This is a genomic window from Dokdonella sp., assembly GCF_041395345.1.
Taxonomy (GTDB): Bacteria; Pseudomonadota; Gammaproteobacteria; order Xanthomonadales; family Rhodanobacteraceae; genus Dokdonella.
This window is the reverse complement of the sequence record NZ_JAWLAR010000014.1, coordinates 47,232-61,147: the sequence shown is the minus strand read 5'-3', so window position 1 is coordinate 61,147 and position 13,916 is coordinate 47,232. Positions and strand designations below refer to the sequence as shown.

Sequence of the window (13,916 nt, the reverse complement as noted above, 5' to 3'; positions counted from 1 at the left end):
TCCGAAAAATGAACAAGCCGATCCACATCGACGACTATCACGCCTATCCCGACGTGCACGGGCGCTTCGCCGACTACGGTGGCATCTACATGCCGGAAACGCTGATGCCGCCGCTGGAGGAGTTGACCGCGGCCTATCTCGGGCTACGCGAGGATCCCGAGTTCATCGCCGAGTTCGAACGCGACCTCAAGCACTATGTTGGTCGGCCCTCGCCGATCTATCACGCCGAGCGCTTGTCGCGGAAAATCGGAGGCGCCCAGATCCTGCTCAAGCGCGAGGACCTGAACCACACCGGTGCGCACAAGATCAACAACACGATTGGTCAGGCTCTGGTGGCACGTCGCATGGGCAAGCGACGCATCATTGCAGAGACGGGCGCCGGCCAGCATGGCGTGGCGACGGCGACCGTCTGCGCGCGATTCGGTCTCGACTGCGTGGTCTACATGGGTGCGGTCGATATCGAGCGGCAGAAGATCAATGTCTATCGAATGAAGCTGCTCGGTGCCGAAGTCGTTCCGGTTGTCTCGGGATCGAAGACGCTCAAGGATGCGCTCAATGAAGCCATGCGCGACTGGGTCACGAACGTCGCCGATACCTTCTACATCATCGGCACGGTAGCAGGGCCGCATCCGTACCCGATGATGGTGCGCGATTTCAATGCAGTGGTCGGACGCGAAGCCCGCGCCCAGATGCTCGAGCAATACGGCAGACTGCCGGACGTGCTGACCGCCTGCGTGGGCGGAGGCTCGAATGCGATCGGGCTCTTCCACGCCTTCCTGAATGATCGCGAGGTTGCCATGGTGGGTGCCGAAGCCGCTGGCGAGGGCATCGGAACCGGCCGCCACGCCGCTTCGCTGGCAGCGGGCCGACGCGGCGTGCTGCATGGCAATCGCACCTACGTCATCTGCGACGACAATGGCCAGGTGACCGAGACGCATTCGATTTCAGCCGGACTGGACTACCCCGGCGTCGGTCCCGAACATGCTTTCCTAAAGGATTGCGGCCGGGCCAGCTACGTTGGCGTCACCGATGACGAGGCCCTGGCCGCATTCCACGAACTGGCGCGAACCGAGGGAATCCTGGCCGCGCTCGAATCGAGTCACGCCATCGCCCAGGCGATGAAACTCGCCAGGACCCTGCCCAGGGACCAGCTCATCCTGTGCAACCTGTCCGGGCGTGGCGACAAGGACGTGCACACGATTGCGGCGCGCGAGGGCATCGCGTTGTGAGCGGACGCATCGAACAGCGATTCGCCGAGCTGAGCAAGTCACGGCGCAAGGGACTGATCCCGTTCATCACCGCTGGCGATCCCGGGATGCAGTCGACCGTGCCGGTCATGCATGCCCTGGTTGCGGCGGGTGCCGACCTGATCGAGCTCGGCGTGCCTTATTCCGATCCGGTTGCAGACGGACCGACCATCCAGCATTCCAGCGAACGCGCAATCGCACGCGGCGCCGGCGTGACCCAGGTGCTTGAATGGGTCTCCGAATTCCGCCAGCGCGACACGGCAACACCGGTCGTGCTCATGGGGTACCTGAATCCGATCGAGATCTTCGGCTATGCAAAATTCGCCCGCATCGCGCAGGAAGCCGGCGTGGATGGGGTTCTCATCGTCGACCTCCCGGTCGAAGAGTCCGCGTCGATCAGCCTGCTTCGTGATGCCGGAATCCACCAGATCTTCCTGGTTGCGCCGACCACAACCGAACGCCGACTGGCCGCTATCCGTACCCAGGCACAGGGCTTTGTCTACTACGTGTCGTTTGCCGGAATCACCGGAGCGGACCGTCTCGATCCTGATGCAGTCGGCAAGCGCGTGGAAGAAATCAAGCAGGGCGGCGACATACCTGTCGCAGTCGGCTTTGGCGTGCGCGATGCCGCCGGTGCCGTTCGTATTGCCGAGCATGCCGATGCCGTTGTCATCGGCAGTGCGCTGGTGGCCAAACTGGCTGAAGCAGCCGATACTGAGGCAGCGGTTGCCGCAGCGTCGGGCTTTCTTGGCCCGATACGATCCGCGCTTGACGGCTTGTCAGCCTAGAAGCACCCAGGCGCAGGAATCAGAATACCGGTTCCGGGTCGCCACATGATTCCGGAGAGAGAAACACGATGAACTGGCTGCAGAAACTCATGGCACCACGAATCCGCACAAAGGGCACAGGCAAGGGAAAGGTGCCCGAGGGCCTGTGGGAGAAGTGCGACGGGTGCGGTGCCGTGCTTTACGGACCGGAGCTGGAAAACAACCTGATGGTCTGCCCACGCTGCACGCATCACCACAAGATTCGTGCGCGCAGACGGCTCGAAGCCTTGCTCGACGCAGGCAGCGCCATCGAGGTGTTCGGCGGACTGGAGCCGGTCGATCCGCTCAAGTTCAGGGATTCGAAGAAGTACAAGGATCGTGTCGTCGCCTCGCAGAAGGCAACCGGCGAAAAGGACGCTCTGGTCGCCATGCAAGGCCTGCTCAATGGACGCCCATTGGCCGCTTGCGCATTCGATTTCGCGTTCATGGGCGGGTCCATGGGTTCCGTGGTGGGCGAGAAATTCACGCGCACGGCCGAACTCGCTCTTGCCGAGCGCATGCCCATGGTCTGCTTCAGTGCAACCGGTGGCGCGCGCATGCAGGAAGGCTTGTTTTCGCTGATGCAGATGTCGAAGACTTCTGCGGCGCTGGGACGCCTGCGTGCCGCCGGGCTGCCGTTCATTTCGGTGTTGACCGATCCAACTACCGGAGGGGTGTCGGCGAGTTTTGCCATGCTCGGCGATATCAACGTTGCCGAGCCCAAGGCACAAATCGGTTTCGCCGGCGCGCGAGTCATCGAGCAGACCGTTCGTGAAACCCTGCCGGAGGGGTTCCAGCGTTCTGAGTTCCTGCTCGAACATGGCGCCATCGACATGATCGTCGACCGGCGCGAGATGCGCGACAAGCTCGCTGATCTGTTCGCACTGATGATGCGCCAGTCGAAGGTGGCTTGATTGGAGGCCGGGAATCGGGATTCGGGATTCGGGATTCGGGAAGCGGCCGCGTGCATGGACACTGCGACCAGCGACTTCGAATGTGATCCATTCGCCCGGCGCAACAATAACCCTACCCTGAGCCTGTAGCAGCGACTTCAGTCGCGATGCTCGTCGATTCGTTCGTAGGGGCGAGTCTCAGACTCGCCCGCTTCCAGCTTGTTCGCGGGATTCCGGATCAGGGCGGGAGGGTCCGAGACCCACCCCTGCGAAAAGGAGCGAACGATGATTCAGGCTGCGGACGCTCGTCTCGCGTTGCCGTCTCGTTGCTGTATCAGGCGAGGTTGAGAAAATCCGCGCTGCAGATGAAGCGCACTGCGTCGAGCCTCGGCCCCGCTTGCGGAATGGCCGTGCGCAGCGCTTCCAGCTCCGCGTCGATCGCCTCGATTTCCTCTTCACGAACAGCCGGGTTTACCCGGGCCAGCGCGACAAGACGGGCATGCTCGTCTCCGAGTTCGCGCTCGACCCGCGTCAATGCGGCGCCGATCTCGATCTGGGCACGCTCGCGGGCCAGGGTCTCGGCATGAGCCAGCATCGGCTTGACCAGCTTGGTCAACAGCTTGCGGTAGCGCGAATATTCGATGGCGCGATCGGCCGATCGTCGCACGCATTCCGCGCTCGGTTTGTAGTCGTTGCGCGGAAGCAGTCGCGTATCGACGACGATGCGAATCGGCAACGGCGGCAAGTAGCGGTCGATGGCCAACTCCCGATCCGCAACACAGGTCAGCACAAAGACGCACTCGAGCAAGGCCGAGCGCCCGGGCAAGGCTTCATCGACCAGGAACGAGGCATTGCCGTGCTCGCCTTCCAGCAACAGATCGATGGATCCGCTGACCATGGGATGGTCCATGCGCAGCAGGGGCAGATCCTCGCGGGCCAGCGCAACCGCACGGTCGAACGTGATTTGCTGCGGGCCGTCCTTGAGGCCCGGGAAGCCATCGGTACTGAGGTATTCCGGATCCAGCACGACAACGCGCGGGGCGTGCTCTTCACTTTCGATGCCGAATTGCTCGAACAGGCGCAGGATGAATTCGTCATTGGCCAGATTCGCATCGGCGTCGGCAAGCGCCTTTCGCAGGCGATCCGCATCCGCCTGCCGAGCGCTTGCCAGTTCCAGCAGTCGATCTCGACCGCTATTGACCAGAGCGGACAGCTCCTCATGCGTCGCGCGTGTCTCGCCGATCAGGGCATCCAGCTCGGAATCGGCGTCCTCGCCACCATGCGCGTGCTGCTCGGCCAGTTGCACGAGGCGTTCCCCGTAGCGCTTGAGCAGCTCTCGGCCGTCGGACGGGCTGCTGCGGAATGCATCCAGACCCAGGTCATACCAGCGCATCAGGGCATGTTGCGCGGTTCCCGAAAACGCACACGCATGGAGGATGATGTCGTGCTTCTGACCGATACGGTCGAGACGTCCGATGCGCTGTTCGAGCAGGTCCGGATCAAGCGGCAGATCCCAGAGCACCAGATGATGGGCAAACTGGAAGTTGCGACCCTCGGAACCGATTTCGGAGCACAGCAGCAATCGGGCCCCTTCCTTGTCGGCGAAATAGGCGGCATTGCGATCGCGCTGAAGCAGGCTCATGCCTTCGTGGAATCGCGCGACTTTCACGCCACTGCGCATGCGCAGTACTTCCTCGAGCGCAAGTACCTTGGCCTGACTTCTGCAGATGAGCAGGAATTTCTCGTCACCCAGCCTGTCGATCATGTCGAGCAGCCAGGTCAGGCGCGGATCGTTGGCGTAAGGCAGCTCGATCTCCGGCGCGCTGACCTGCAGGTCGGCATGGAATTCAGCGAGAAGATGTTGGCGCTGCCCGTCGTCGAGTTCGCTGCCTTCCAGCGCGACAAGCTGGGGAACACGGCGTGGAAAGCCGCCCACTTGCGCACGCCGGTTGCGAAACATGACACGGCCGGTGCCATGCCGATCGATCAAGGCGTCGAGCAGGGTGTTGGCAGCCGCGGCATCCATGGGAGTCGCCAGCAGACCAGCCATTTGCTCGTCCTCGCCAAGGCGGCGCGACAGCTCATTGCAGTCGCCGACAGACAACGCCTCGCCGTCATTGAGCTTGTCGGCGATCCCGGAAAGCTCGGCGTAACCCTCGGCTTCCGCAATGTAGGCACCGAGATCGTGGTAGCGGGCGGGATCGAGCAGGCGCAGGCGCGCGAAATGCCCGCTGCGACCCAGTTGCTCGGGAGTCGCTGTCAGCAGGATCAGACCGGGTGCACGCAAGGCCAGCGATTCGACCAGCCGATATTCGGGGCTGGCCGATTCCGGCGCCCAGGCCAGATGGTGCGCCTCATCGACGATGATGAGGTCCCAGCCAGCCTCGGTGACCTGTTTGCTGCGTTTGGCCGAGCCACTGAGGAAGCCGATGCTGGCGATGACGAGTTGTTCATCCTGAAAGGGATTGCGCCCCGGATCACTGGTCTCGATCGATTCGCAGCGTTCCTCGTCGAACAGAGAGAATTGCAGGTTGAAACGCCGCAGCAGTTCGACGAACCACTGGTAGACCAGGCTTTCGGGCAGCAACACGAGCACGCGGCCGACACGCCCGCTGGCGAGCAGGCGGGCCAGGATCATGCCGGCTTCGATGGTCTTGCCGAGACCGACCTCGTCTGCGAGCAGGATACGCAGAGGCTGACGCGAGGCCGCAATCTCGGCAACGCGCAACTGATGTGCGATGAGGTCGATGCGCGCCGATTCGAGACCCCAGGCGGGTGAACGCAGCGCATCCGCGCGACGCAACAGCGCTTCCTGACGGAAATCGAATCGATCGGCCCGATCGACACGACCCGAAATGAGGCGCTCATCGGCCCTCGAGATCGACTGGCTATCATCAAGCTCCGCTTCGTTCAGGCTCTTGCCACCGCCGTGATAGACGAGCAGGCCTTCTTCGTCGGTGACTTTCTCGATGACCAGGCTGATGCCCTTGCCCGCAACCTTCTGGCCTGTGCGGAACTCGGCCCGGGCGATAGGTGCGCTGTGAACGGCATACTGGCGCAGGACGCCGGCCGTTGCGTACAGCAACTGCACGCTGCGGCCCTCGATACGAATCAGGGTACCCAGGCCAAGCTCGGGTTCGGCATTCGAGATGTAGCGTTGACCAGGAACCAGAGCCATCGGCATTCAGGGAATTTCAGGTGGGCCGAGGATTATCCCCTCTCTGGCTGCAGGCATAAACATGTATCGACGGTTTCGCGGCAATTTGCCGGATGGGTGGAGCGCATCAACTGTCAGCTTTCGGTCGAACCAATCCTGCGATCCAGCCATTCGACGATCTCGCGTTGCAACGGCTCTGCTGCCAGTTCCAGACTTTGCACGCATACGAATGCAGCGCTTTCGTCAAAGTCCGCCTTGCTCATCTTGCTGCGGACTCTGGCTGGCAGTTGTTCGCTGGGTTTGAGTTGGACGACATGCAGGCTGTTGTCGACGATGGCGTTGTCGTGCAGGAACTCGAGATGGGTCGCGACGGCTTCGGTCTTGAATTGCTCGTTCGAGCGCAGCCGATAGCTGCAGTTCTTCTCGAGCAAGTCGGGGTGTTCGCCGAAGAAGGTCTGCAGTGTCGATCGGCGCATCGGGAACGGGTTGTGGTACAGGCGATAGTAGCGATCGGGGAAACCGGCGATACGCGCACTCATCTGCTGGGAGTCGAGGTTGCCTACTCGATCCTTTCGTTTTCCGCGCAGGCGTTTCAATGCGTTCATCAGGCGGCCGGGTATGGTCGCGTCGGACTGCATCCGCCACGATCCGCGCTGGACCACCCTGCCTTCGCGGAAAAAGTCATCCGGAGTGACATCGCGCAGCAGGAACATGTCGTCGTTGAAGTAGACGAACTGCTCGGCCAGATCCTCGATCCGCCAAAGCATGCTGATGATCGAGCGGCTGTTGAAAGTGGGAAGGTGCTGTTCGAAATTCCTGAATATCTGACGGTGGTCGACTACACGAAAACGATCGGCGAATGGCGTGCCGGCCAATCGATCAAGGATCGCGGGCGTCTGCGCATCGGAGACGATATGTATCTTGCGGAACCAGGGGGCGAATCGGAGTATCGAGCGAATGCAGTATTCGATTTCGCCTGCATCGTTGAAGCGCGTGCTGTGCGCTTCGGGCGGTCGGGAAATGCCTGCAGCAGCCAGGTGGTTCGCAAGCCTCTCCTGATGCGCCGGATCGGATCCATCCACCCAGGTGATGACGGCGTCGACAGGCATCATCAGCGGATTTCGTAGCCTGGCTGCTCGGGGAATCGACGGGAAGTGTCTTGCTTCACGGAATCGGCTCCGAACGGTTCCCCTCTTCAGGGCTGCGATGACGAGGCCGATTGGTCACTCGTTGAAAGCCGCCACGCTCGATCGAACGTGGCGGCCTGCAGCGACTAGTTACCAGATTTTCACTTGCTTGTCGCCATCTCGGACCATGGCATCGCCCGTCTTGCATTCAAACGCTGCCGCAAACGCCGGCATGTTCGATGGGGCGCCGATGGCACGGAAATTGGCCGGTGAATGCGGGTCTGTATTGAGTAGCACTTCCAGTCGCTTCTCGCGCGCGTGTCCACGCCAGATACGTGCCCAGTTGAGGAAGAATCGCTGGTCCTGAGTGAAACCGTCGATTTTCTCCGAAGCTTCCGCAGGGTCCTTCTTCAGCGCCACTTGCAGCGCATCGTAGGCAATCGACAGGCCGCCCAGGTCGGCAATGTTCTCGCCAAGGGTCAGCTGTCCGTTGATGAACTTGCCAGGCAGCGGCTCGTAGCCGTTGAACTGTTCAACCAGCTTGCCGGTGCGTTGCTCGAAGGCGGCGCGATCTTCATCGGTCCACCAGTTGGTATTGTTGCCTTCGGCATCGAACTGGCTGCCCTGGTCATCGAAGCCGTGGCTGGCCTCGTGTCCGATCACGCCACCGATCCCGCCATAGTTGATCGCATCGTCGGCCTTGGCGTCGAAGAACGGGGGCTGCAGGATAGCGGCCGGGAAATTGATCGTGTTGTCGGTCGGGTTGTAGTAGGCGTTGACGGTCTGCGGCGTCATGCCCCAGTCCAGCCGATCAGTCGGTTTGCCGATCTTGGCAATATCGTAGTCGTAGTTGAACTTGACCGCGGCGGCCACGTCGGAAAAGTAGTTGTCGCCGCTGATGTCGAGGCCCGACCAGTCACGCCATTTTTCCGGGTAGCCGATCTTGGGCAGGAACGTCGCCCACTTTTCCAGCGCCTTTTCGCGGGTGGTGTCGCTCATCCAGTCCAGATTCTCGATGCGCGTCTTCAGGGCGGCCTGCAGATTGTCGACCAGCTCCTGCGCACGCGCCTTGGCTTCGGGCGGGAATGCCTGCGCGACATACAGCTCACCGAGGGCCATGCCGAGCTGGTCGTTGACCGTGCTCAGTGCACGCTTCCAGCGTGGCTCGTTTTCCTTCTGCCCGTTCAGCTTTTCCTTGTGGAAGGCGAAGTGTTCCTGCTGGAACGGAGTGGAAAGGTAGGGCGAGGCGCTGTCCGCGTACTGGTAGCGCAAATACGCTTGCCAGTCGGCAACCGGGACATTGGCCAGCATGCTGTCGATCTCTGCGAAGAACTTCGGCTGCGACAGCGAGAATCCGTCGGTGACATTGGCACCTTGCGCGGCGAAAAACGCCTTCCAGTCGAAGTGCGGCGTGATCTTGTTGGCTTCCTCGATGCTGACGAAGTTGTACTGATTTTCGGGAACGCGCAATTCGACCGGTGCCAGCGATGCCTTGGCCAGGCGCGTTTCGAAGGCAAGCACGGATTTTGCCTGCTTCCTGGCGGACTCGGCATCGACGCCGGTCAGCTCGAGCACGCGAGCCACATGGTCGACGTAGGCGTCGCGCAGCTCGGCATGCTCGGCGTCCTCATAGTAGTCGCGTGTCGGCAGGCCCAGGCCGCCCTGGAATGCGTAGGCGATCTTGCGCGTGGAGTTCTTGAAATCGGTTTCCGCGCCAAAAAAGAACAGAGTGCCCTGTCCGCGCGAGAAACTGTCGGCCAGATACTCGACGACATCTTCTCGTGAGGCCAGCGCATCTATCCTGGCCAGCTCCGGCTTGATCGGTTCGACGCCGGCGGCGTCAATGGCGGCTTCGTCCATGGCAGCACTGTAGAGCGCACCGATTTTCTGCTCGATGGTGCCGATCGGCGCATCGGACTTGGCCGTGGCTTCGACAATCTCGCGCTGTGTCTTGAGGCTTGCCTCGCGCAACTGATCGAACGCGCCCCAACGCGTACGGTCGTCCGGGATCGGGTTGGCGGCAACCCATTTGGAGTTGACGAAGCCGTCAAAGTCGTTGCAGGCATTGATCGCGGTATCGAGTTCGCTGATGTCGAAAGCGACATGATCAGGCGCTTCTACCGCGGCTGCCGGTGCGGGCGCCGCAGTATCCGCTTCCTGCTGGGGGGGCGGCGATTTCTGCCCGCAGCCGGCCAGGGCAACGGCAATCGCCATTGCGGTGGTCAGTGGTTTCAGTCGCTTGCTAGTCATGGGGACTCCTGTTGAACGAATGGGGTGCCTGGCCTGAAGGACCATCCAGGCACCAGGCAGAGGGTTGTTGGCTCGCGGGAAATGCCGAGCGGGACGCTGAAACGTCTCCCGAACCCCGTAATTGTAGGCCTGGACGGCCAGGAACTGCAGTGTCGAAGGTCACTGGCGGGGGCGGCCAGCGTGCATTCCGACCTAAGTATTGCCTGCAGCTGCCGTGAGGACGATACTCTTCGTGCACTGGAAACTCGGTGCTCAGCCCGGCTGTCCGGCCGATGCGCGCTGGCCAATACCTGAACCCCAGATAGAAGGAAATTGCCATGTCATCGAAAAGCTCCCTGATTTTTCTGCTCGCAATGGCCGCCTCCTCAACCGCCATCGCTCAGAACACGACTGATCTGAAAGTATTCGAGCCCGTGTTTCCTTCAGCCTATGAGGACATGCGTCGCGATGCCGCCGTTTCCTACAGCAACAAGGACTACGACAAGGCATTTGCGCAATTCCAGCGTCTGTCCTGCGCCGGCGACGTGCAAAGCCAATCGGCTCTGGGCCGCATGTATATCGACGGCAACGGCGTGCAGCAGGATGACCTGAAGGGATACGCCTGGCTCAAGATGGCAGCCCAGGTCATCTTCCCGAAGTACCAGTACGTGGTGAAGGAACTGGAAAAGGCCATGACGCCCAACCAGCGGGAGGTTTCCGATGCCATGGTTGCCGACTACATGAAGTACTACAGTTTTGCCGCCACCGGCATGAGCTGCCAGCCAGCGGCGATGAACGATGATCCGATCCCGAACGAGATCGACTGCTTGCCGATTCGCCAGGCCGAGCGCTACATGCTGCGTCGCTGCGAGGCGCCCGAGCAGGCTCTGATCAAGATGGATTCAGCCAAGTCCGAGTAGAGCCCAGCCCTGCATGAAGCGAGGATTCAGACAGTATCCCTGTCTGGATCCGCCTCCCCGGGCAGTCCCGCAGCATCATTCCAGCGAATCGTGAACGGCAGGGTATCCGCGCCGACCGCACCCGCTGAAAGCAGGAAGGCCATCGCCTGATCCACGCTCCAGTCGGTTGCAGTCAAGCGTTCGACCGGAACGATTTCGAGGTATCCCCCGGTGGGATTCGGCGTCGTCGGCACGTAGACCGCGGCCAGCTCGCGTCCGCCGGTGTCGCGGAACACCCGGGTAACGAAGCCGATCGATTTCAGGTCCGGCGACGGGAAATCTATGAGAACAACGCGCTGGGTTCCACTCGGCTTGTTCTGCAGCACCGACATGAGCTTCTTGGTGCCGCCGTAAATGGAGTGCACGATCGGAATGCGCTGGATAAGGCTCTCCATGCCTTCGATGAGTCGTCGCCCGAGCACAAAGTTGGCGGCAAAACCCACCAGGTATAGCGAAACAACGGTAATAACGAACGCGCACAGGGATATCAGCCAGGGTTGGCCCAGGAATTCCCCCGTGGCCGGCCAGCTGCTGCCTAGCACACTGATCATCCAGGCGACCAGAGGTGCGCTGACTTCTGACAGGAGTTCGAAAACGAACTTGAAGACCAGCCAGGTCAGCCACAGCGGCACGAAAGTAAGCAGGCCGGTGATCAGGTATCGCTTGATATGGAGCTGTCGCTTGGCCATGTTCAACCTGAATCCTCGAAACCCGATTATCGCGGCATTGGTGTATTCAGGCCAGCAGGCCGAGCCGGCACGCATCCGGAAATGGTCAATGGCGCACGCTCGTGGCAGTCTCTGGCACGGATGGTTGATTCGGAAGACGCAAGGGTAGGGACCCATGTCGACGCAACACAGCCCAGCTGCGGCATCGAATTCGGAACCGACGGGTGAGGCATTTCCACTGCGGGCTGAACGTGGCGTGCGGCCCATCGTGATCGCCGTGATGGGATTGCCGGGCGCAGGCAAGAGCGTGGTCGCGCGTGCAATCGAAGATCAGCTCGGCTTGCGCCGGGTCTGCCGTGATCGGATCAGGGCGGCGATGTTTCCGCGCTGCAACTACAGCTTCATCGAAAAGCGGGCAGCCTACAGGAGCCTGCTGCTCGCACTCGAGATCAATTGCATGCTCGGCGCCGGCAGCGTCATAGACGGCATGACCTTTTCACGCCGCAGCGAATTGGACCGGGTGGCGGAAGTGGCTGCCAAGCACGGCATCGTGACCATTCCGCTGCTGGTCGAGTGCCCGCCCGATCTGGCCAGGGAGCGCGTCGCCAGGGACTTGGCCAGCAACAGCCATATCGCGCAGGACCGCACGCCGGAAACCGTCAACGACGTGTTGACCCGGCGTGATCCCCCTCCCGAGGGCACGCTGGTCGTCGATGCAACCTTGCCTGCAGCGGACATGTGCCGAGCGGCGATCGCGACTATTCGGGACGGCATTGCGGCTGCCGTTTCCGGCGACAGGGCTTGAAATCCCGATCTCACCCACCTGTCTGCATGCGGAATGGCGATAATGCCTGCGTGACCAAGATAGTACTGTCCACGCTCAACGCCCGCTATGCGCACGCCTCACTGGGCTTGCGCTACCTGCGCGCGAACCTGGGCAAGTGGCGCGAGTCCTCGCTCATTCGCGAGTTCGTGACTGGCCAGAAAACCGAAGAGATCGTCGAAAGGATCCTCGAATCACAACCCCGCATCCTCGGGATCGGGGTGTACATCTGGAACGTCGAGGAAACGACCCGGCTTGTAGCGCAGCTCAAGGTTGTCGCGCCGGAGCTGATCATCGTCCTCGGTGGCCCGGAAGTCAGCTTCGAGATCGAGGAGCAGCGCATCTGCGCCCTGGCTGACTATGTCATTACCGGTTGGGGCGACGTCAGCTTCGCCAGTCTGGTGCGCCAGCTGATGTCGGGTGAGGCGCCGCCAACAAGGGTCATCGCCGGCGTGCAGGCGCCGCTACCCGCCATCGCGTCGCCGTATTCCGAATACACCGAAGAAGATGTTGACAAGCGGCACCTCTATGTCGAGGCATCGCGCGGCTGTCCGTTCAAGTGCGAGTTCTGCCTGTCAGCACTGGACAAGACCGCATGGCCGTTTCCGCTGGAGACTTTTCTGGCCGACCTTGAGTCGCTTCACGCACGTGGCGCGCGCCAGTTCAAGTTCGTCGATCGCACCTTCAATCTCAAGGTCGACACTTCCCTGGCCATTCTCGAATTCTTTCTCGCCAAGATTGCCGCAGCACCGGAAGATCCCCCATTCGTCCACTTCGAGCTGATCCCGGATCATTTGCCCGAGCGTCTGAAAGAGGCCGTTTCGCGATTTCCGGCGGGCACGATCCAGTTCGAGATCGGAATCCAGAGTTTTGATCCGGTCGTACAGGCGCGCGTGTCACGACGACAGAAGAACGAGGTGGCAGCCGCAAACATCGCCTGGCTGCGAGAACACTCCAAGGCCCACCTCCATGTGGACCTGATCGCCGGCTTGCCAGGCGAAGACATGAGCGGATTTGCCGATGGATTCAACCGGCTGGTCCAGTTGGCTCCGCACGAAATCCAGTTCGGCATACTCAAGCGCCTGCGTGGCGCACCTATCGCGCGGCATACACGGGAGTTCGGACTGCGCTTCAATCCGGATCCTCCGTACAACATCCTTTCTACCGCAGCCATCGACTTTGCCACGATGCAGCGGCTGTCGCGCTTTTCGCGCTACTGGGACATCGTGGCCAATTCGGGGCGCTATCCCAGGACCCTGCCATTGCTGCTCGAGGGCAATCCGTTTCAGCACTTTCTCGGATTCAGCGACTGGCTTTACGCGAGAACCGGGCAAACCCATGCCCTGGCCCAGGAACGTCTTGTGCATCTGCTGCACGAGTATCTCTGCAAGGTGCGCGAACTCGATGCCACCGGGATTGGCGATGCCCTGATCTCCGACTATCGCGGCACCGGAGGACGCAGCCGCTTGCGCTTTGAAGTCGGTGCAACTGCACGCGTGACACCACGCAAGAGGGATGCCGGCTCGACCCCTGTCCGCCAGGCCCGCCATTTGCGCACCTGATCCGTTTGAAACGCCGGCCATGGGAAGCCAGCAGGAACTAAATGTGCGCAAGGCACTCTTACCCTCATCGCCGAGAACGGCACAACGTGATGAGGTGGAAAATGCTGCAACGTGCGCTGCTGTCCCTGATTGTCATCTGCGCTGGAGCATTTTCCGCGTTGACCTGTTCTTCCGAGGCCCTGGCCAGCGAAGCGGCAAAGCCTGACCTCGATATCGTGATGTACTCGACCAGGACCTGCGGCTACTGCGCTCAGGCCCGAGACTGGTTTGAAAATCAGAACCTGACCTGGGAAGAACGGGACATCGAAACCTCCGAGGTAGCGCGAGCGGAATGGCAGGCCCAGGGCGGCAGGGGTACGCCGCTGATCCTGATCAATGGCAGGCGCTTTTCGGGCTTCTCGCCAGAGCAACTCTCGGAGGAACTCGCAAAGTATCGATAGTCCCC

Annotated in this window: 11 protein-coding genes; 7 read left to right on the top strand and 4 right to left on the bottom strand. The window is 61.4% G+C overall.

Annotation, left to right across the window (positions count from 1 at the left end; all coding sequences use genetic code 11):
* Window positions 1-8: 8 nt before the first annotated feature.
* The 3 genes from trpB (at window position 9) to accD (ending at window position 2,967) form a co-directional block, all read left to right on the top strand.
* Complete coding sequence (gene trpB / locus R3F00_RS13400; RefSeq protein ID WP_371282301.1) at window positions 9-1,229, top strand: tryptophan synthase subunit beta; 1,221 nt, start codon at window positions 9-11, stop codon at window positions 1,227-1,229.
* Window positions 1,226-2,035, top strand: coding sequence for a tryptophan synthase subunit alpha (trpA, locus tag R3F00_RS13395; protein ID WP_371282300.1), 810 nt, complete (start codon window positions 1,226-1,228; stop codon window positions 2,033-2,035). The genes trpB and trpA overlap by 4 nt, the downstream gene beginning before the upstream one ends.
* 68 nt (window positions 2,036-2,103) lie before the next feature.
* Window positions 2,104-2,967 carry an acetyl-CoA carboxylase, carboxyltransferase subunit beta gene (gene accD, locus R3F00_RS13390; protein WP_371282299.1) on the top strand — a complete coding sequence of 288 codons (864 nt, stop codon included), beginning with the start codon at window positions 2,104-2,106 and terminating at the stop codon, window positions 2,965-2,967.
* Window positions 2,968-3,280: 313 nt separating this feature from the next.
* Here accD and rapA read toward each other — a convergent pair whose 3' ends face one another.
* The 3 genes from rapA to R3F00_RS13375 all read right to left on the bottom strand — a co-directional run bounded on the left by rapA (window position 3,281) and on the right by R3F00_RS13375 (window position 9,480).
* On the bottom strand, window positions 3,281-6,124 hold the full coding sequence (rapA, locus tag R3F00_RS13385) for an RNA polymerase-associated protein RapA (protein WP_371282298.1): 2,844 nt from the start codon (window positions 6,122-6,124) through the stop codon (window positions 3,281-3,283).
* Between the two features lie 113 nt (window positions 6,125-6,237).
* The gene (locus R3F00_RS13380) at window positions 6,238-7,215 is read right to left on the bottom strand and encodes a stealth family protein (RefSeq protein WP_371282297.1); all 978 of its coding nucleotides are present in this window, start codon (window positions 7,213-7,215) and stop codon (window positions 6,238-6,240) included.
* A gap of 165 nt (window positions 7,216-7,380) precedes the next feature.
* Entirely contained in the window at window positions 7,381-9,480 is a 2,100-nt protein-coding gene (locus tag R3F00_RS13375) for a M13 family metallopeptidase (RefSeq protein WP_371282296.1), read from the bottom strand.
* Between the two features lie 317 nt (window positions 9,481-9,797).
* On the opposite strand from R3F00_RS13375, the gene R3F00_RS13370 reads away from it, so the two are divergent.
* On the top strand, window positions 9,798-10,379 hold the full coding sequence (locus R3F00_RS13370; RefSeq protein ID WP_371282295.1) for a hypothetical protein: 582 nt from the start codon (window positions 9,798-9,800) through the stop codon (window positions 10,377-10,379).
* 26 nt (window positions 10,380-10,405) lie between these two features.
* Here the strand turns inward: R3F00_RS13370 and R3F00_RS13365 are convergent, their stop codons facing one another.
* A complete protein-coding gene (locus R3F00_RS13365) occupies window positions 10,406-11,107 on the bottom strand; it encodes a DUF502 domain-containing protein (RefSeq protein ID WP_371282294.1) in 702 nt (233 codons plus the stop codon).
* A 154-nt stretch (window positions 11,108-11,261) separates the two neighbouring features.
* Here R3F00_RS13365 and R3F00_RS13360 point away from each other — a divergent pair, with 154 nt between their 5' ends.
* The 3 genes from R3F00_RS13360 (at window position 11,262) to R3F00_RS13350 (ending at window position 13,911) form a co-directional block, all read left to right on the top strand.
* A complete protein-coding gene (locus R3F00_RS13360) occupies window positions 11,262-11,891 on the top strand; it encodes an AAA family ATPase (protein WP_371282293.1) in 630 nt (209 codons plus the stop codon).
* A 50-nt stretch (window positions 11,892-11,941) separates the two neighbouring features.
* Window positions 11,942-13,471 carry a DUF4080 domain-containing protein gene (locus R3F00_RS13355; protein ID WP_371282292.1) on the top strand — a complete coding sequence of 510 codons (1,530 nt, stop codon included), beginning with the start codon at window positions 11,942-11,944 and terminating at the stop codon, window positions 13,469-13,471.
* An 89-nt stretch (window positions 13,472-13,560) separates the two neighbouring features.
* Entirely contained in the window at window positions 13,561-13,911 is a 351-nt protein-coding gene (locus R3F00_RS13350) for a glutaredoxin family protein (RefSeq protein ID WP_371282291.1), read from the top strand.
* Window positions 13,912-13,916: the final 5 nt, after the last annotated feature.